Source organism: Agrobacterium sp. NPDC089420, from assembly GCF_044900305.1.
Lineage (GTDB): Bacteria > Pseudomonadota > Alphaproteobacteria > Rhizobiales > Rhizobiaceae > Agrobacterium.
The window spans coordinates 13,304-31,321 of sequence record NZ_JBJDMY010000004.1; the positions used below are offsets into that span (position 1 = coordinate 13,304).

At 60.7% G+C, this 18,018-nt stretch carries 15 protein-coding genes; 9 read left to right on the forward strand and 6 right to left on the reverse strand.

All coding sequences use genetic code 11. The features are described 5' to 3' along the window. Positions 1 to 102 precede the first annotated feature (102 nt). The 8 genes from ACI2KA_RS06855 (at position 103) to ACI2KA_RS06890 (ending at position 7,823) form a co-directional block, all read left to right on the forward strand. Positions 103 to 1,464, forward strand: coding sequence for an ABC transporter substrate-binding protein (locus ACI2KA_RS06855; RefSeq protein ID WP_404500476.1), 1,362 nt, complete (start codon positions 103 to 105; stop codon positions 1,462 to 1,464). 104 nt (positions 1,465 to 1,568) lie between these two features. Then, a complete protein-coding gene (locus ACI2KA_RS06860; RefSeq protein ID WP_404500478.1) occupies positions 1,569 to 2,582 on the forward strand; it encodes a carbohydrate ABC transporter permease in 1,014 nt (337 codons plus the stop codon). Between the two features lies 1 nt (position 2,583). After that, positions 2,584 to 3,744 carry a carbohydrate ABC transporter permease gene (locus ACI2KA_RS06865; protein ID WP_127756355.1) on the forward strand — a complete coding sequence of 387 codons (1,161 nt, stop codon included), beginning with the start codon at positions 2,584 to 2,586 and terminating at the stop codon, positions 3,742 to 3,744. 37 nt (positions 3,745 to 3,781) lie between these two features. Next, on the forward strand, positions 3,782 to 5,437 hold the full coding sequence (locus tag ACI2KA_RS06870; protein WP_404500481.1) for an alpha-glucosidase family protein: 1,656 nt from the start codon (positions 3,782 to 3,784) through the stop codon (positions 5,435 to 5,437). Between the two features lie 21 nt (positions 5,438 to 5,458). Continuing rightward, the gene (locus ACI2KA_RS06875; protein WP_404500483.1) at positions 5,459 to 6,547 is read left to right on the forward strand and encodes an ABC transporter ATP-binding protein; all 1,089 of its coding nucleotides are present in this window, start codon (positions 5,459 to 5,461) and stop codon (positions 6,545 to 6,547) included. Between the two features lie 241 nt (positions 6,548 to 6,788). Beyond that, on the forward strand, positions 6,789 to 7,145 hold the full coding sequence (locus tag ACI2KA_RS06880; protein WP_404501180.1) for a hypothetical protein: 357 nt from the start codon (positions 6,789 to 6,791) through the stop codon (positions 7,143 to 7,145). Between the two features lie 124 nt (positions 7,146 to 7,269). Continuing rightward, entirely contained in the window at positions 7,270 to 7,533 is a 264-nt protein-coding gene (locus ACI2KA_RS06885) for a type II toxin-antitoxin system ParD family antitoxin (protein WP_404500485.1), read from the forward strand. Continuing rightward, on the forward strand, positions 7,530 to 7,823 hold the full coding sequence (locus ACI2KA_RS06890; protein WP_404500487.1) for a type II toxin-antitoxin system RelE/ParE family toxin: 294 nt from the start codon (positions 7,530 to 7,532) through the stop codon (positions 7,821 to 7,823). The genes ACI2KA_RS06885 and ACI2KA_RS06890 overlap by 4 nt, the downstream gene beginning before the upstream one ends. Positions 7,824 to 7,912: 89 nt before the next feature. Here the strand turns inward: ACI2KA_RS06890 and ACI2KA_RS06895 are convergent, their stop codons facing one another. The 6 genes from ACI2KA_RS06895 to ACI2KA_RS06920 all read right to left on the reverse strand — a co-directional run bounded on the left by ACI2KA_RS06895 (position 7,913) and on the right by ACI2KA_RS06920 (position 16,505). Continuing rightward, complete coding sequence (locus ACI2KA_RS06895; RefSeq protein WP_404500489.1) at positions 7,913 to 9,277, reverse strand: metallophosphoesterase; 1,365 nt, start codon at positions 9,275 to 9,277, stop codon at positions 7,913 to 7,915. A gap of 221 nt (positions 9,278 to 9,498) precedes the next feature. Next, positions 9,499 to 11,319, reverse strand: coding sequence for a phosphogluconate dehydratase (gene edd, locus ACI2KA_RS06900; protein ID WP_404500491.1), 1,821 nt, complete (start codon positions 11,317 to 11,319; stop codon positions 9,499 to 9,501). 126 nt (positions 11,320 to 11,445) lie between these two features. Then, on the reverse strand, positions 11,446 to 12,144 hold the full coding sequence (pgl, locus tag ACI2KA_RS06905) for a 6-phosphogluconolactonase (protein ID WP_404500492.1): 699 nt from the start codon (positions 12,142 to 12,144) through the stop codon (positions 11,446 to 11,448). Between the two features lie 10 nt (positions 12,145 to 12,154). After that, a complete protein-coding gene (zwf, locus tag ACI2KA_RS06910; protein WP_404500494.1) occupies positions 12,155 to 13,630 on the reverse strand; it encodes a glucose-6-phosphate dehydrogenase in 1,476 nt (491 codons plus the stop codon). A gap of 136 nt (positions 13,631 to 13,766) precedes the next feature. Next, the gene (locus tag ACI2KA_RS06915) at positions 13,767 to 15,053 is read right to left on the reverse strand and encodes an NAD(P)/FAD-dependent oxidoreductase (protein ID WP_404500496.1); all 1,287 of its coding nucleotides are present in this window, start codon (positions 15,051 to 15,053) and stop codon (positions 13,767 to 13,769) included. Positions 15,054 to 15,065: 12 nt separating this feature from the next. Next, on the reverse strand, positions 15,066 to 16,505 hold the full coding sequence (locus ACI2KA_RS06920; protein ID WP_404500498.1) for a glutamine synthetase family protein: 1,440 nt from the start codon (positions 16,503 to 16,505) through the stop codon (positions 15,066 to 15,068). Between the two features lie 123 nt (positions 16,506 to 16,628). Between ACI2KA_RS06920 and ACI2KA_RS06925 the strand changes: the two genes are divergently transcribed. After that, positions 16,629 to 17,813, forward strand: a complete 1,185-nt coding sequence (locus ACI2KA_RS06925) for an NAD(P)/FAD-dependent oxidoreductase (protein ID WP_404500500.1) — start codon at positions 16,629 to 16,631, stop codon at positions 17,811 to 17,813. Positions 17,814 to 18,018: the final 205 nt, after the last annotated feature.

Here is an 18,018-nt window from a genome sequence, read left to right on the forward strand (position 1 = left end):
CCTCTTGACTCCGTCTCGATGACAATGAGATGAATAGGCAGCCAAAGCGCTTTGATTGAGAGAGGACGCTTTGAGCCTTTTATGTGATGGGAGGTAAATCACATGCACAAGACCCTTTTGGCGACGGCGGCCTCTATCGTGCTGCTGTCGGGTTCGGCCTTTGCCGCCGATCTGAAATTCGCGCCCGGTCAGGATGCGAAATTCAACTGGAAAAGCTACGAGGACTTCAAGACGGCCCATGCCGACCTGAAAGGCCAGACGCTGACGATTTTCGGCCCCTGGCGTGGTGAGGACGAAGCCCTGTTCCAGTCGGTGTTGGCCTATTTCGCCGATGCGACCGGCGTGAATGTCCGTTATTCCTCGTCGGAAAATTACGAACAGCAGATCGTTATCGACACGCAGGCGGGCTCGCCGCCCAATATTGCCATTCTGCCGCAGCCCGGCCTCCTGGCCGATCTGGCCGCCAAGGGTTTTCTGGTGCCGCTCGGCGATGAAACCGCCAGCTGGGTCAAGGAAAATTACGGCGCGGGCCAGTCCTGGGTCGATCTCGGCAGCTACAAGGGCAAGGACGGCAACAAGGCCTATTTCGCCTTCCCCTTCAAGGCGGATGTGAAGTCGCTCGTCTGGTATGTGCCGGAAAACTTCGAGGAAGCGGGTTATAAAGTGCCCGAGAGCATGGAAGACCTGTTCAAGCTGACGGACCAGATCGTCGCCGATGGCGGCACGCCCTGGTGCATCGGCCTCGGTTCGGGCGGCGCCACCGGCTGGCCGGCGACCGACTGGGTGGAAGACCTGATGCTGCGCACGCAGCCGCTCGACGTCTACCAGAAGTGGACGACCAACGAGGTGAAGTTCACCGATCCGGCCGTGGTCGAGGCGATCAACGAGTTCGGCAAATTCGCCAAGAACGAAAAATATGTCAGCGGCGGCGTTGCGGCCGTGGCCTCCACCGACTTCCGCGACAGCCCGAAGGGCCTGTTCGACATCCCGCCGAAGTGCTACCTGCACCATCAGGCATCCTTCGTGCCGTCCTTCTTCCCGGAAGGCACCAAGGTCGGCACGGATGTGGATTTCTTCTACATGCCGACCTACGCGTCCAAGCCTGAACTCGGCAAGCCGGTTCTCGGCGCCGGTACGCTCGTCACCATCACCAAGGAAGCGCCGGCCGCCAAGGCATTCGTCGAATTCCTGCAGACCCCGATCGCCCATGAAGTGTGGATGGCGCAGTCCAGCTTCCTGACGCCCTACAAGGGCGTGAATGTCGATGCCTATGCCAATGAGCAGATGAAGCGCCAGGGTGAAATCCTGACGACGGCGACAAGCTTCGGTTTCGATGGTTCCGACCTGATGCCTGGCAAGATCGGCGCCGGCGCATTCTGGACCGGCATGATCGATTTCGTCGGCGGCAAATCCGCCGATCAGGTCGCCGCCGATATCCAGAAGGCCTGGGACGGCCTGAAGTAAACTCAATCCGGCTTGGCCCGGCGGCTTGCTGCCGGGCCTCACCAAGGAACTGCGCCGACGACCGCATAAATCAACGCGGCGCGGAGAGGATCAAGGGAGGGAACATGGCTCAACAACTCGTGTCCGCCATCGGCGTCATGGTAGCGGGCGTTTTTGCCTGCGCTGCCTATTATTGGCTATCCGACAAGGCGCTGCAGGCGATCTTTCCCGTCCGCTCGGGAGACGTCATCCACGCATCCCGCAACTTGAACCGCCGCGCCGCCGTTCGGCCCTGGCTGTTCATCGGCCCGGCGCTGATCCTTCTGCTCGTCTATCTGGTCTATCCCGTCATCGCCACGCTGATCCTGTCCTTTTATGACCGGACGGGCAGCGAATTCGTCGGTCTCGCCAATTACCGCTGGGCGTTTTTCGATGCCGGGTTCCGCCAGTCGATCTTCAACAATATCCTCTGGCTCGCCGTCGTGCCCGCCGCCTGCACCTTCTTCGGCCTCGTCATCGCCGTCATGACCGACCGTATCTGGTGGGGCAACATCGCCAAATCCATCGTCTTCATGCCGATGGCGATCTCCTTCGTCGGCGCGTCCGTCATCTGGAAATTCATCTACGAATACCGCGCCGAGGGCCAGGTGCAGATCGGCCTGCTCAACGCCATCGTCGAATTTTTCGGCGGCAATCCCGAAGTGTGGATTTCCATGCCCTTCTGGAACAATTTCTTCCTGATGGTCATCCTCATCTGGATCCAGACCGGTTTCGCCATGGTCATCCTGTCGGCCGCGCTGCGCGGTATTCCGGAAGAAACCATCGAGGCGGCCGTGATCGATGGCGCCAATGGCTGGCAGATCTTCTGGAAGATCATGGTGCCGCAGATCTGGGGCACCATTGCCGTCGTCTGGACGACGATCACCATTCTCGTGCTCAAGGTCTTCGATATCGTGCTGACCATGACCAACGGCCAATGGAACACCATGGTTCTCGCCAATCTCATGTTCGACTGGATGTTCCGCGGCGGCGGCGACAGCGGCCGAAGTGCGGTGATCGCGCTCATCATCATGGCGGCCGTCACCCCGATCATGGTCTGGAACATCCGCCAGGCGAACCGTGAGATGGAGGGCCGCTGAGATGAATATCGTCAAACGTCTTCGCCGCGTCGGGCTGCCGCGCCTCATCGTCCATGCCAGCGTCCTCGTCGTCGTGCTTCTCTGGCTCCTGCCCACGCTCGGCATTCTCGTCAGTTCGCTGCGCGACAAGGATCAGATCACCGTGTCCGGCTGGTGGACGGCCTTCTCCAGTTCCGAACAGACATCGGCGGTTCGCCTTGCCGATGCTTCCGTGCAGAAGCAGGACGGCAGCCGCTATGTCATATCAGGCAATGTCTTCGAAAACGGCGCCGGCGGAAAAGTCTCCGCTTTTGGCGTGCGCGTGCAGGAACCGAGGGCCTTCAACGCCGGCGAACCGGCCGATATCGGCGATGGCGAAACCCTGCTCGTCAATACGGACGGCACTTACGAATATAGCAAGGCTTCCAGCTTCGAGGGCGCGCGCGGCAAGCGCGTCTATATTTCCGTCGCGACGCCGCCCGTCTTCACGCTCGATAATTACCGCACGGTTCTGACCTCGGAAGGCATCGGCCAGTCCTTCGTCAACTCGCTCACCGTGGCGGTGCCGGCAACCGTCATCCCCATCCTCATCGCCGCCTTTGCCGCCTATGCCCTGTCGTGGATGAGCTTTTCCGGCCGCAATCTGCTGATTGCCATGGTGGTGGGCCTCATCGTCGTGCCGTTGCAGATGTCGCTGATCCCGCTTTTGCGGCTTTATAATGAAATCGGCACCATCTTCGGCGTGCCGTCCAAGACCTATGCCGGCATCTGGCTGGCGCACACCGCCTTCGGCCTGCCGCTCGCCATCTATCTGCTGCGCAACTATATTTCCGGCCTGCCGAAGGAGATCATCGAAAGTGCGCGTGTGGATGGCGCAAGTGACTTCGAAATCTTCGTCAAGATCATCCTGCCGCTCTCCTTCCCGGCGCTCGCCTCCTTCGCCATCTTCCAGTTCCTCTGGACCTGGAACGACCTGCTGGTCGCCATGGTGTTCCTCGGCACGCAGAAGGACGAGCTGGTGCTGACCGGTGCCTTGAACGCGCTGCTCGGCTCGCGCGGCGGCAACTGGGAAATCCTCACCGCCTCGGCCTTCGTCACTATCGTCGTGCCGCTTTGCGTCTTCTTCGCCCTTCAACGTTATCTCGTGCGTGGCCTGCTGGCAGGCTCCGTCAAGGGAGGCTGATCATTCCATGAACGCCCATACCAGACAGGACACTTCCATGACCGCTTCGGTGACTTCCGCTTTGACGCCCAACAAGGACTGGTGGCGCGGCGCCGTGATCTATCAGATCTATCCGCGCTCCTATCAGGACTCCAATGGCGACGGCATCGGCGACCTCAAGGGCATTACCGACCGGCTGGCGCATATTGCCGGCCTCGGTGCCGATGCGATCTGGATTTCGCCTTTCTTCACCTCGCCGATGAAGGATTTCGGTTACGACGTCTCGAACTACGTCGATGTCGACCCGATGTTCGGCACGCTTGCCGATTTCGACGGGCTGATCGCTGAAGCCCATCGCCTCGGCATCCGCGTCATGATCGACCTCGTCATGTCGCACACCTCGGACCAGCATCCGTGGTTTGTGGAAAGCCGCGCCAGCCGCAACAATCCGAAATCCGACTGGTATGTCTGGTCGGATGGCAAGCCGGACGGCACGCCGCCCAACAACTGGCTGTCGATCTTCGGCGGTCCGGGCTGGCAGTGGGACCCGACCCGCATGCAATATTACATGCACAACTTCCTGACCTCGCAGCCGGACCTCAACCTGCATAATCCTGAGGTGCAGGACGAGCTGCTGAACATCACCCGCTTCTGGCTGAAGCGCGGCGTCGATGGTTTCCGCCTCGACACTATCAATTTCTATTTCCACGATCTGGAACTGCGCGACAATCCGGCGCTGGCGCCGGAACGCCGCAATGCCTCCACGGCACCTGCGGTCAATCCCTATAACTTCCAGGAACATCTCTACGACAAGAACCGCCCCGAAAATATCGCCTTCCTGAAGCGTTTCCGCGCGGTGCTGGACGAATTCCCGGACATCGCCGCCGTCGGCGAAGTGGGCGATAGCCAGCGTGGCCTCGAAATCGTCGGTGAATATACCTCCGGCGATGACAAGATGCAGATGTGCTACGCCTTCGAATTCCTGGCGCCCGATGCGCTGACCCCGCAGCGCGTCGCCGATGTACAGGCGGATTTCGCGCGCGCCGCACCGGAAGGCTGGGCCTGCTGGGCTTTCTCCAACCATGATGTCGTGCGCCATGTCAGCCGCTGGGGTGAGCATGTCGAGGACAAGGACGCTTTCGCCAAGGTGCTTTCGGCACTGTTGATGACACAGCGCGGCTCCGTCTGCATCTATGAGGGCGAGGAACTCGGCCTCACCGAAGCCGATATCGCGTTCGAGGATTTGCAGGATCCCTACGGCATCCAGTTCTGGCCGGAATTCAAGGGCCGCGACGGTTGCCGCACGCCGATGGTGTGGGACGCCGGCCATGCGCAGGCCGGTTTCTCGACGTCGGACAAGACCTGGCTGCCCATTCCGGCCGAGCACAAGCAGCGCGCCGTCAGCGCCCAGCAGGGCAATGAGGCGTCCGTGCTGGAGCATTACCGCCGCTTCCTCGCCTTCCGCAAGCAGCATCCGGCTTTCGCCAAGGGCGGCATCGAGTTTCAGCCGGTTGAGGGCGAGGTGCTGAGCTATACCCGCAAACTTGGCAACGAAACCGTTCTTTGCCTCTTCAACCTGTCGGCAACGCCGGCAAAAGCCACGCTGCCGGAAGGGAACTGGGAGGTTCTCGAAGGTCACGGCTTTGCAAGCGGCCTTGAAGGCAGAAGCGTAGAACTTCCGGCATGGGGCGCTTTCTTCGCCCGTTACGCCTGATACGACAGGGAGGAACAGCCCATGACAAGTCTCGTTCTCAAGGATATCCGCAAATCATACGGGCAGGTGAAGGTCCTGCACGGCATCGATCTGGAAATCGAACAGGGCGAATTCATCGTTTTCGTCGGCCCCTCCGGCTGCGGAAAATCGACGCTGCTGCGCATGATCGCGGGTCTGGAGGAGATCACCGGCGGCGAGATGTATATTGACGGCCAGCTCGTCAACGAAATCCCGCCTTCGCGCCGCGGCATAGCCATGGTGTTCCAGTCCTACGCGCTTTATCCGCATATGACCGTTTACGACAACATGGCCTTCGGTATGAAGATCGCCAGGGAAAACAAGCAGGAAATCGACCGCCGCGTCCGTGCTGCCGCCGAAATCCTGCAACTGACGCAATATTTGGAGCGTCTGCCCAAGGCGCTCTCCGGCGGCCAGCGCCAGCGCGTCGCCATCGGCCGCGCCATCTGCCGCAATCCCAAGGTCTTCCTGTTCGATGAGCCTTTGTCGAACCTCGATGCGGCGCTGCGTGTCGCCACCCGCATCGAGATCGCCAAGCTCAACGAGCAGATGGCCGATACGACGATGATCTACGTCACCCACGACCAGGTGGAGGCGATGACGCTGGCAGATCGCATCGTCGTTTTGAATGCCGGCCGTGTGGAACAGGTGGGGGCGCCGCTCGAACTTTACGAAAGGCCGGGCAATCTTTTCGTGGCGCGCTTCATCGGCTCACCCGCCATGAACATCATCTCGGCGACGATTGTCGGAACCGGCGAACAAACCTCGATTGAACTGGCCGGCGGCAAGACGCTCGCCGTTTATGTTCCCACCGCCGCCGGCGAGCAGGGCAAGGCTGCGAGCTTCGGTGTTCGGCCGGAAGATCTGAGCATTGTCACCGGTGACGAGTATCTTTTCGAAGGAAAAGTCGCAATCGTCGAGGCTCTGGGCGAAGTGACGTTGCTTTATCTCGAAGCGCCCAAGGGCCAGGAGCCGATCATCGTGAAGGTGCCGGGCATCGTTTCCATCGGCAAGGGCGAGACCTTGCGCTTTGCCGCGCCGCAGGAAAAGCTCCATCTTTTCGACGCGGACGGCAAGACCTATCGCCGATGATGGCCGCAGCCCCCTGAAACACATGCCTCGGGACATCCCGTTCCGGGGCATTTTTCATGCGTTTTGCCCTTGTGGAAAAACACCGGAAATGTCCCGCTTCCGCTCTGTTTAAGGCAACTCTGATATGAATTGTTAAAGACTATGGCCTAGTCTTGAGCCATAGACAGAGCATGGGAGTCCGGGCGTGCAGAGCAGTGCGGGTGTCATCAGGAATAATTACCTGAGCAAGGAAGAATCCTTCATGTACGACCGCGAAGGCCGGTTTCGCATGGAAGATACCATGAATGCGGCACGCATCGAATATACCGAAAAGGCCGTGATGCACATGGCGGCGCGCCGCTGCGACGTCATCCGCATCTCCCAGACCGAAGCGGTGCTGGCGCTGCTGACCAAATATAACCTGCCCAACCAGTTCTATCTCGATATTCCCGACGCCCGCATCAGCAAGATCGGCTGCGTCATGTTGCGCGTCAACGCCAACAACACCATCCACGTCCGCTTCCTGCGCATGTTGACGCAGAAGGAACTGGACCGCATTTTCGTGTTCAGCACCCATCCGGCCCATAGGGACCGGAAGCTGGATATACGGTCGTTCTGATACCATCTGCGACCGGCAAAATAACTTAACCGGTTCTTTCACCCGTCCGCATCGCCCGGCGTCATATCCTGCCGTTGCTAACTATTATCACGGGATGATATAGGTGGGCGGAGAGGATACCGGTATGGCAAGCAGTGCAAATCTCGGTCGGCATCTGGAAACTTACGTTTCCGACCTCGTGAAGTCGGGACGTTATAATTCTCGCAGCGAGGTGTTGCGGGAGGGCGTTCGGCTGGTGGAAGAGCGTGAAAAGAAACTCGCCGCTCTTGATCTGGCAATTGCACGCGGCGTCGCAGACGCGGATGCCGGACGCGTAACGCCAATCGAGGATGTTGCATCGCAGCTTGGCGCCAAGTACCGGAAAATTGCGGAAGAAAGCGGGCTGTGATCGTCGTTCTCACCGACGAGGCCAAGGCAGACCTTGAGTGCATCGGTGATTTTATTGCGGCTGATAATCCGCGACGTGTAGAAACCTTCGTCGCTGAATTGCTGGACCGATGTTCAAGACTGGCGGAGATGCCGAGAGCCTATCAGCTGGTGCCCCGTTACGAGCAAACCGGCATTCGCCGCCGTCCTTATGAAAACTATCTCGTTTTTTATCGTGTTGCCGAAACGCGCGTGGAAATTCTGCACATTTTGAACGGTTTCCAGGATTACGAATCCATCCTTTTCCCATAGGACTGTTTCACACCTCGATCCCGAAACCGCGGCATGAATCAAGAATTTACAGGCCGTGCCGACCGTCTCTGCTTTAGATCTCTGTGAGCTTAAGAAAGCCCGTCCAGAACCGTCTGCTTCAGCTTCACATCCGTCACCTCGGTAAAGGTCAGGTCGCCGCGGCCGAAATAGGATTTCTGGTTGGTGGCCGACCAGTCGTTGCAGACGAGCTTGTAGCGGTCTCTCTTTTCCGGCTTCTCCGGCATGGCATAGAGATAGTCGCCTGTGCGGGCGGCGAGTGGAATGTCGCCATCCTGGTTACAACGCTTGAGGATTTGCGCAAGCGCCTCGCCATCCACTTCCGTCACCATCAGCTTGCCGTCGAAACGCAGCGAGGCGTTGAAGTCGTAACGGCGAATGTCACCGGCAGGCAGGCCGGCGCCGAAGGAGGTGTGGCCGATAAAGCCGACATCCGCACCGGTTTTTGCCGCGATGAGCTGCGCCACATGGCGGCCGGCCTCATCGACGGTCATTGCCTCGGCGGATTTGCCGACGACTTGCCGTTCTTCCGCCGTCAGGTGCTTTTCGAGCGTCTGTTCGATCAGGGTCTTGAGGGCAGGGGAGACGGGGCCGTCACGATCGATGGCGACTGTCTCGATGGCAGCGGCCTTGCCGGGAGCCGCAATCGTCGCAACCGTCATGGAGGTGCACCAGGAGCCGGTATGAACATAACGCGTCGCGCCCTGCTCATGCACGAAGTTCAGGTGATCATGGCCGCCAACCAGCAACGGACCATCCGGCAGCAGCGGCAGGATCTCGCGGTCGGCAACAACGCCGGCATGGCTGAGAACGATGTTGATCGCGTCCGCCTTGACGATATCAGGCAGATTGGCCTTCGCCCATTCCACCGGCTGCGGAATGTCGAGCATCTCGCGCGTGGCCTTCGGATAGGTGTTGATCGCATTGGTGGCGAGGCCCGCGAGGATGACCTTGCGGTTGCCGGCGTTCACCTCGGCGCGATCAGGCGCATAGGGCTTTCCGCTGCGCTTGTCGATGATGTTGGAAAGCACAGTGATGCCGAGTGCCTGGGCGCGGGTGACAAAATTGGCGAGGTCGTTATCGATATCCGGCTCATGATTGCCGATATTGACGACGGTGGGAGCGAGCTTGGCGAGCGCCGCGAGGAAAGTCCATTCGATTTCGCCGGCCGAACGTGCGGCCACCGCATTGCCGATCTCGAACAGGTCACCGTTCAGAAGGATGATGTGGGGAACCTTGTCGCCGGCGATGCGTGTTTCGATGGCTGCGAGAAGCTGGCCGATACGCTCATAGGCCGAATGCAGGTCGGAGATGACGATTGCGCGCAGAGCCGCATCCTGCGCCATAACCGGCGTTGCCGCCACCAGCAGCGGCAGCATGGCGGTACCGGCCATCAGCTTCAGCACATCGCGGCGTTTGCTTGAGAAAATCGTCATGTCCTAGGTCCCATCATCCGAAACTATGCCGCCGTCCCGCGGCTGGTCGAAGAAGGCCCTAAAGGGAGATCATCACAGCCGCATGACAAGTCTGACGTTTCAGAAATGGGAAATAAAGCGGTTTCTGCACCGGATCATTCCCGGCGAAAAAGTGCAGTCGGACGATGTCGCAAAGCAGGGTTGAAAGGCGAAAGCCGCATCGGCCTTCGCCTTTCAGAATATCAATGGAACAGAACGCTGGCGCCCTGATCGGCCGGGCCGGCATTGCGGCGGAAGGGGGCGAAAAGTTCGCGGCCCATGCCCCATTCATTGCCGGAAAGATCGGCGCGCGCCGGTTCGCGTTTCGCCAGCTCGGCGGCGGACACCAGCACTTCCAACGTCCCGGAAATGGCGTCGAGACGGATGATGTCGCCGTCGCGGATGAGCGAGATCGGGCCACAGTCGGAAGCTTCCGGCGTGACATGGATCGCGGCCGGCACCTTGCCGGAAGCGCCGGACATGCGTCCGTCCGTCACCAGCGCCACCTTGAAGCCGCGATCCTGCAGCACGCCGAGCGGCGGCGTCAGGCGGTGCAGTTCCGGCATGCCGTTGGCCTTCGGTCCCTGGAAGCGGACGACGGCGATGAAATCGCGGTTGAGCTTGCCGTCCTTGAAGGCGTCCTGAAGCTCCTGCTGGTCATGGAAGACGATCGCCGGCGCCTCGATGATGTGGCGTTCCGGCTTGACGGCGGAAATCTTGATGACCGATTTGCCGAGATTACCGGTCAGCATCTTCAGGCCGCCCGTCGGCTGGAACGGGGTTTCGATGCCGGCGAGAACCTTCGGGTCGTGGCTCTGCTCGGGCGAGGGCTCGCGGGTGACGGCGCCGTTTTCATCGAGCTTGGCATCCACGGTATAGGCTGCGAGCCCCTGTCCGAAGACGGTGCGCACGTCGTCATGCACGAAGCCCTGCTTCAGCAGTTGCTTGATGAGGAAGCCCATACCGCCGGCGGCGTGGAAATGGTTCACATCGGCAAGGCCGTTGGGGTAAACGCGGGCGAGCAGCGGCACGATGTCGGAAAGATCGGAAATATCCTGCCAGGTGAGGATGATGCCGGCGGCGCGCGCCATGGCGATCAGGTGCATGGTGTGGTTGGTGGAACCACCCGTCGCATGCAGGCCGACGACACCGTTGACCACCGACCGTTCATCGATCATCTCGCCCGCGGGGGTGAACTCGTTGCCCTGCGCGGTGATCGCCAGCGCACGCTTGGTGGCCTCGCGCGTCAGCGCGTCACGCAGCGGCGTGCCGGGATTGATGAAGGAGGAACCGGGCATATGGAAGCCCATGATCTCCATCAGCATCTGGTTGGAATTGGCCGTGCCGTAGAAGGTACAGGTGCCCGGGCCGTGATAGGATTTCGATTCCGCATCGAGAAGCTCGGCGCGGCCGACCTTGCCTTCGGCATAAAGCTGGCGGATACGGGATTTCTCGTCATTCGGCAGGCCCGATGTCATCGGGCCGGCGGGAATGAAGACGGCGGGCAGATGACCGAAGGCGAGCGCGGCGATCACGAGGCCCGGCACGATCTTGTCGCAGACACCGAGATAGACGGCGGCGTCGAACATGTTGTGGGACAGGCCGATGCCGGCCGCCATGGCGATGGCGTCGCGGGAAAACAGCGAAAGCTCCATGCCCGGCTGGCCCTGGGTCACGCCGTCACACATGGCCGGAACCGCGCCGGCCACCTGAGCGATGCCGCCTGCCTCCTTCGCCGCATCGCGGATGATCGCCGGGAAGGTCTCGTAGGGCTGGTGCGCCGACAGCATGTCGTTATAGGCGGTGATGATGCCGAGATTGGGGACCCGGTCGCCGGCAAGGATGTCCTTGTCGGCGGGGGAACAGACGGCAAACCCATGCGCAAGATTGCCGCAGGACAGAACGGAGCGGTGCACGCCTTTTGAAACCTGCAGCCGCAGCCGCTCGAGATAGGTCTCGCGGTAGGGCTTGGAACGTTCGACGATGCGGGCGGTGATGGCCTGAATGCGGGAATCGGCGGACATGGGCGTTCATCCTGTTCGTTGGTCGGCAACCGGCGTTCCGGGAGGTGAACGGCCGGTTGTCGTGTTTCAGTCTTCATGTCTTCGGGGCGCTTGTCGCCGGGCCGCAATCGCGGCGGTGGCGTTGGCTTATGGCGCCCAGTATATGTCCACGGGCGTTTCGGCCCGGTTCAGCACGGCGCGGATCGGCATTTCGTCCTCATCCTCGCCCGATTGTGCTTTCTCCAGCGTCGCCTTCTTGGCGGCACCTTCAATATGCAGCACCAGAAAATCGGCATCGTGCAGGCTGGAGAAGTTGAAGGTCAACCGCTCCTCTCCGGCATTCTCCGCCGCCATGGTCAAGACGCCGCGCGGCTCATCGAGATCAAGCGCTTCGTAGAGATTGTCGCCGCCCGGGAAGAACGATGCCGTGTGGCCATCCGTTCCCATGCCGAGAATGACGACATCGAAGGGATCGCAGATCGCTTCGGTCTTTACGGTCGCAAGCGTTGCCGCATCCTCAGGCGAGGCGGCCGGCTGGAACAGCGGCACGAAATAGGCCGCCTTTGCCTTGTCCTGCAAAAGGTTTTCGGCGACGAGGCGATGGTTCGAACGGTCGCTTTCCGGCGGTACGAAACGTTCGTCCACCAGCGTCACGCTGATATTGGGCCAGTCGAGATCGTGCCGGGAAAGCGCCTGAAAGAACAGCTTGGGCGTCGAACCGCCGGAAACGGCGATGCTCGCCGCCCCACGATCCTTCGTGGCCGCATCGAGGCGCTTGGCAACCTCTGCGGCAAGAGCGCTGGCCAGTTCGGCGGCGGTGTCGAAGACGTGGATCGTTTCGCTCATCGCCAGGCCCTCAGTCGGCATCGTGCCAGGTGCGGCCGTCGCGCTCGATCAGTGCGATCGAGCCGCTCGGACCCCAGGTGCCGGCGGTATAACCCTGCACACCCTGTCCCAGATCTTCCCAGCTCTTCAAGATGGGGTCGATCCAGTCCCAGGCGGCTTCCACTTCGTCGCGGCGCATGAACAGCGTCTGGTTGGAACGGATGGTGTCCATCAACAGCCGCTCATAGGCGTCCGGGCTGCGCACGTTGAAGGCTTCGGCAAAGCTCATGTCCAGAGACACCTGACGCAGGCGCATGCCGCCCGGGCCGGGGTCCTTGATGAGGAGCGACTGCTTGACGCCTTCATCCGGCTGCAGGCGAATGACCAGCTTGTTGGCCTCGATCTTGCCGGCCGCATCGTCGAAAATCGAATGCGGGATCTGCTTGAAGGTGACGACGATTTCCGACACACGCGTCGCGAGGCGTTTTCCCGTGCGGATGTAGAAGGGAACGCCGGCCCAGCGCCAGTTGGCGATTTCAGCCTTGATGGCGACGAAGGTTTCGGTGTTGGAAACGCCGCCTTCCAGCTCTTCGAGATAACCCTTGACCGGGCCACCGGCGGAAGCGCCGGCGCGGTACTGGCCGCGAACCGTCTGCTTCTCGACATTGCTGGTATCGATCGGCTTCAGGGAGCGAAGAACCTTGAGCTTTTCGTCACGCACGGCTTCCGCATTCATGGATGCCGGCGGCTCCATGGCGACAAGGCAAAGCAGCTGTAGGATATGGTTCTGAACCATGTCGCGCAGCGCGCCGGCCTTGTCGTAATAACCGGCGCGGCCTTCAAGGCCGACCGCTTCGGCAACGGTGATCTGCACGTGGTCGATATGGGCGGAGTTCCACAGCGGCTCATAAAGCGCATTGGCGAAACGCAGCGCCATCAGGTTCTGCACCGTCTCCTTGCCGAGATAGTGATCGATGCGGAAGATCTGCTCTTCCTTGAAGACGTGGCCGATTGTGTCGTTGAGTTCCTGCGCGGAGGCGAGATCGCGGCCGATCGGCTTTTCAACGACGATGCGGGTCGAGCGGGTGATCAGCTTGTGCTCGCGGATCTTGTCGGCGATATCGCCGAAAATGCCGGGCGCGACGGCCAGATAGAAAGCGCGCACACGTTCCTTGCCCTCGTCCAGCAGCTTTTTCAGCACGTCCCAGCCATTGCTGCCCTTGGCATCGACCGGCACATAGAAAAGCCTGTTCAGGAATACGGCAACCTGCGCATCGTCATATTCGCCGGCCTTCAGATGCTCCTTCAGCGCGTCCTGTGCGAATTTGCGATATTCCTCATGGGTCATGACCGAACGCGACGCGCCGATGATGCGGGTCGGTTCCGTGAACTGGCCTTCGACCTGCCGGTGATAAAGGGCCGGCAGAAGCTTGCGCTCGGCAAGATCGCCCGTGCCGCCGAAAACGACACAATCAAAAGGTTCAACAGGAATGATCTGACTGCTCATATCGATTCTCTCGATCTTCAAAGGTTGGGGCATCCATAATCTAATCGATTTAAAAATGCCAGACTCAGTTATGTGAAATTATGAATTTTGCTTTTGCCGGTTTGCCCGCCGCTGGCAACAGTCTGTAAACATTGGCCTAAAACCTGTCTCGCAACGCGTACCAGGAGAGCGCCAGAAAAAGCAGCGGCGCGCGCAGCGATGCCCCGCCGGGAAAAGACGGCACCTTCAGCTGCGCGAAGGGCGCCAGCATGTCCTTTTTGCCGAGAACCAGATCGGCATAAAGCTTGCCGCAATAATTCGACAGCATCACGCCATGGCCGGAATAACCGCCGATGGAGGTGACGCCTGGCATGACCTCGCGCACGAAGACCTTGCGCGGCAGGGTAATGCCGACGGAGCCGCCCCAGGAATGGGTGATATCTATGTTTTTCAGCGCGGGATAGATTTCCGCGATCTGCCGGCGGATATGGCTGGAAATATCGCGCGGCGTATCGGCCGTATAGGCTTCGCGCCCGCCGAACAGCAGCCTGTTATCGGCCGTTTTGCGGAAATAGCGCACCACGAACCGCGAATCCGCCACGGCTTCCCGGTCGGGAATGATGTCGGGAAACGCATCCAGCGGCACGGTGGCGCCGATGAAGGAACGGATCGGCATGATATGGGCGGCGGTCACCGGCTCCAGATTGCCGATATAGGCATTGGTGGCAATCAGCACCCGCGGCGCGGTGATCGTGCCGAAAGGCGTTTCGATGATGGTCTTGCCGCCCGCCTGGCGGATGGATTTCGCCGGCGTCATTTCATAAATGCCGGCGCCCGCCGCTTTCGCCGCCTTCGCCAGCCCGACCAGCAGCTTCAACGGGTGGATATGGCCGGTGCCGGTATCGCGCGTGCCGCCGAAATAATGGGTGGAGCCGACACGTCTGCGCGCTTCCGCGCGTTCCATGTAGGAAATATACGGATAGCCATAGCGATTGTTCATCGCATCGACGCTTCGGCGGTAATCGTCCTCGTAAGCGGCCTTGTGCGCCACATAGAGCTGGCCGGGAAGATACTCCATGTCGATGCCGCGACTGACGGCGAAGCTGCGCACATAATTCTTGGCGTCCTCGGCAATGTCGAACAGCAGTTTCGATTGCTCGAAGCCGATCTCTTCTTCCATCTCGTCGGGGAAGGAGCGCTGGCCGGTGCCGAATTGCCCGCCATTGCGGCCGGAAGCGCCATCGCCGAAACGGTGCGCTTCGATGAGGGCGACGGAGACGCCGTTTTCGGCGAGGTTACAGGCGGCCTGAAGGCCGGTATAACCGCCGCCGATGATGGCGACATCAACCTCTCTCGACCCGTCGAGGGCGGGATAGTCCGGCCGCTCGCCGACGGTTGCCTGATACCAGGATAATCCCGGCGCAATCGGGCTTTGCCATGTCATGCTCGGGGTCCCTCACACGTTGAGAAGCAGGAACTCGCGCTCCCAGGGGCTGATGACCTGCATGAAGGTCTCGAATTCCCCGCGTTTCAGGCCGGCATAAAGGCCGACGAATTCATGGCCGAACACCCGGTCGAACTGCTCTTCGCCTTCCAGCAGCGCCACGGCCTCGAGCAGACCACGCGGCAGGTCGATGGAGCCTTCGTTTGCCGTATCGGCGGTGGGTTCGGTCGGCTCGATATTGTTGACGATGCCAAGCCAGCCGCAGCCAAGCGAGGCGGCTAGCGCGAGATACGGATTGGCGTCCGAGCTCGGCAGGCGGTTTTCGACGCGCCGCGCCTGCGGTCCGGAAATCGGCACCCGGAAAGCCGTGGTGCGGTTGTCGTAACCCCAGGCATTGTTGACCGGGCAGGCCATGTCGGGCGTCAGGCGGCGATAGGAATTCACATAGGGCGCCAGCATGACCAGCGCGTTGGGAACATAACGCTGCATGCCGCCGACAAACGAGAAGAACTCCTTCGAAGGGCTGCCATCGGCATTGGAAAAGATATTGCGTCCGCCGTCGATTTCCACCACCGACTGGTGGATATGCATGGCCGAACCCGGCTGGCCCTGCATGGGCTTGGCCATGAAGGTGGCGTAGATGCCGTGTTTCAGCGCCGCCTCGCGGATGGTGCGCTTGAACAGGAACACCTGGTCGGCAAGCTCGATCGGGTCGCCGTGCCGCAGGTTGATTTCCAGCTGCGCCGGGCCTTCCTCGTGGATCAGCGTGTCGATCTCGAGGCCCTGTTTTTCCGAGAAATGATAGATGTCGTCGATCAGCTCGTCGAATTCGTTGATGCCGGCGATGGAATAGCTCTGCCCGCCGACGATGGAGCGGCCGGACCGGCCCTTCGGCGGATGCAGCGGATAATCCGGGTCGTCATTCATGGCGACGAGGTAAAATTCGATTTCCGGCGCCACGACCGGCTTCCAGCCCTTTTCGGTATAGAGCGACAGCACGTTCTTCAGCACGTTGCGCGGCGTATAGGGCACGAAATTGCCCTCGGCATCCACCACGTCGCAGATCACCTGGGCGGTCGGGTCCGTTTCCCACGGCACGACGGAGAGGGTGGAAAGGTCAGGCACCAGCTTCAGGTCACTGTCGCGCGGCTCGTAACGGAAATTGGCGGTCTCGTCGGGATATTCGCCTGATATCGTGTGGCGGTAGAGCGCCGATGGCAGGGCAAGCGAGGTGTCGCCCGTGAACTTCGCCGTCGGCATCATCTTGCCGCGCGGAACCCCGGCAAGGTCGGGGGTTATGCATTCTATGTCTTCGATCCCGCGTGCCCGCAGCCATTGCGCGGCTTCGCGCCAGGAGGAAACGCCACGGGTGGAGGAAAGGTCGAGGGGAGGGGTCTTCTTTGCCATGGTTGCCTGTTTCTTCGGGCGGAGCATGGTTTTCTTGGCGGGCATGTATCACCGGGTCTGTGTTTCGACTGGCGCCATCATAACCGTAGTTTGGCAATTGGCGAGGGGGAAAGCGCCATTGACAAGCGCCGGTACTTCGAAAAGAGGAAAGGAAACGGATCGGATGGAATGATGACAGAGAAATGTGACGTGCTGATTTTGGGGGCGGGCGCCGCCGGCATGATGTGCGCCATTCGCGCTGGAAAGCGTGGCCGCTCCGTCGTCATTCTCGACCATGCCAAGGCGCCGGGTGAGAAGATCCGCATCTCCGGCGGCGGCCGTTGCAACTTCACCAACATCCACGCCGGGCCGAAGAACTATCTCTCCGCCAACCCGCATTTCGCCAAATCCGCGCTTGCCCGTTATACGCCGCGCGATTTCATCGCGCTGGTCGAAAAACACCGTATCGCCTGGCACGAAAAGACGCTCGGCCAGCTCTTTTGTGACGACAGCGCCAAGGACATCATCCGCATGCTGCTTGGCGAAATGCAGGCGGTGAATGCCAAGTTGCGGCTCGAAACGTCAATCTCGGCCGTCACCCATGATGGCGCCCGTTTTCGCGTCACGACATCCGGCGGCATCATCGAGGCGGAAAGCCTCATTGTCGCGACGGGCGGCAAGTCGATCCCGAAAATGGGCGCGACCGGTTTCGCCTATCAGATCGCCGAACAATTCGGCCTCAAGCTCGTCGAGACTCGTCCGGGTCTCGTGCCGCTGACGCTCGATCCCGCCTTGCTGGAAAAGTTGAGCCCGCTTGCCGGCGTCGCCGTTCCGGCAGAGGTCTATCACGGCAAGACGTCGTTTGAGGAAGCGCTGCTCTTCACCCATCGCGGTTTGAGCGGCCCTTCCATCCTGCAGGTCTCCTCCTACTGGCGTGAGGGCGATACCATTCGTCTGAAGCTCGAGCCGGCGCGCGATATCGCCACGCTGCTGAAGCAGGCGAAACAGAAGAACGGCCGCCAGTCGCCGCAGACCGCCTTGTCGGACATCCTGCCGAAGCGCCTTGCCCAGCATGTTGTCGAACAATCCGGCCTCACCGGCCATCTGGCTGGCATGTCCGACAAGGTATTGGCGAAGCTGGCGGCCGAAGTGCAGGACTGGCAGATCAAGCCCGCCGGTTCCGAAGGCTATCGCACGGCGGAAGTCACCCTCGGCGGCGTGGACACGACCGGTCTTGATTCCCGCAGCATGGCGGCGAAATCCGTGCCCGGCCTCTATTTTATCGGCGAATGTGTCGATGTGACCGGCTGGCTCGGCGGTTATAATTTTCAGTGGGCCTGGGCCTCCGGGCAGGCGGCGGGTGAATTCGCATGATCGTCTCTGGCGGTGGAAAAGTTCGGACCTCTCTCCTTCGTCATGCCGGACTTGATCCGGCATCCAGCCACGGCGCGTCTGCGCCGTGAAAAGTCTTTCGCGATCAAGGACTTGATCGCGCTGGACCCCGGAACTAGTCCGGGGTGACGGAGTGCGGACATAACCTGTTCGCCAACTCGATTTCAGTTGGTAAAGTTGTGGCCCT

Excerpts from the sequence above, each read along its gene's own strand:
- ACI2KA_RS06855 (WP_404500476.1), top strand. The coding sequence starts at position 103 with ATGCACAAGACCCTTTTGGCGACGGCGGCCTCTATCGTGCTGCTGTCG.
- ACI2KA_RS06860 (WP_404500478.1), top strand. The coding sequence starts at position 1,569 with ATGGCTCAACAACTCGTGTCCGCCATCGGCGTCATGGTAGCGGGCGTT.
- ACI2KA_RS06865 (WP_127756355.1), top strand. The coding sequence starts at position 2,584 with ATGAATATCGTCAAACGTCTTCGCCGCGTCGGGCTGCCGCGCCTCATC.
- ACI2KA_RS06870 (WP_404500481.1), top strand. The coding sequence starts at position 3,782 with ATGACCGCTTCGGTGACTTCCGCTTTGACGCCCAACAAGGACTGGTGG.
- ACI2KA_RS06875 (WP_404500483.1), top strand. The coding sequence starts at position 5,459 with ATGACAAGTCTCGTTCTCAAGGATATCCGCAAATCATACGGGCAGGTG.
- ACI2KA_RS06880 (WP_404501180.1), top strand. The coding sequence starts at position 6,789 with ATGTACGACCGCGAAGGCCGGTTTCGCATGGAAGATACCATGAATGCG.
- ACI2KA_RS06885 (WP_404500485.1), top strand. The coding sequence starts at position 7,270 with ATGGCAAGCAGTGCAAATCTCGGTCGGCATCTGGAAACTTACGTTTCC.
- ACI2KA_RS06895 (WP_404500489.1), bottom strand. The coding sequence starts at position 9,277 with ATGACGATTTTCTCAAGCAAACGCCGCGATGTGCTGAAGCTGATGGCC.
- edd (WP_404500491.1), bottom strand. The coding sequence starts at position 11,319 with ATGTCCGCCGATTCCCGCATTCAGGCCATCACCGCCCGCATCGTCGAA.
- pgl (WP_404500492.1), bottom strand. The coding sequence starts at position 12,144 with ATGAGCGAAACGATCCACGTCTTCGACACCGCCGCCGAACTGGCCAGC.
- zwf (WP_404500494.1), bottom strand. The coding sequence starts at position 13,630 with ATGAGCAGTCAGATCATTCCTGTTGAACCTTTTGATTGTGTCGTTTTC.
- ACI2KA_RS06915 (WP_404500496.1), bottom strand. The coding sequence starts at position 15,053 with ATGACATGGCAAAGCCCGATTGCGCCGGGATTATCCTGGTATCAGGCA.
- ACI2KA_RS06920 (WP_404500498.1), bottom strand. The coding sequence starts at position 16,505 with ATGCCCGCCAAGAAAACCATGCTCCGCCCGAAGAAACAGGCAACCATG.
- ACI2KA_RS06925 (WP_404500500.1), top strand. The coding sequence starts at position 16,629 with ATGATGACAGAGAAATGTGACGTGCTGATTTTGGGGGCGGGCGCCGCC.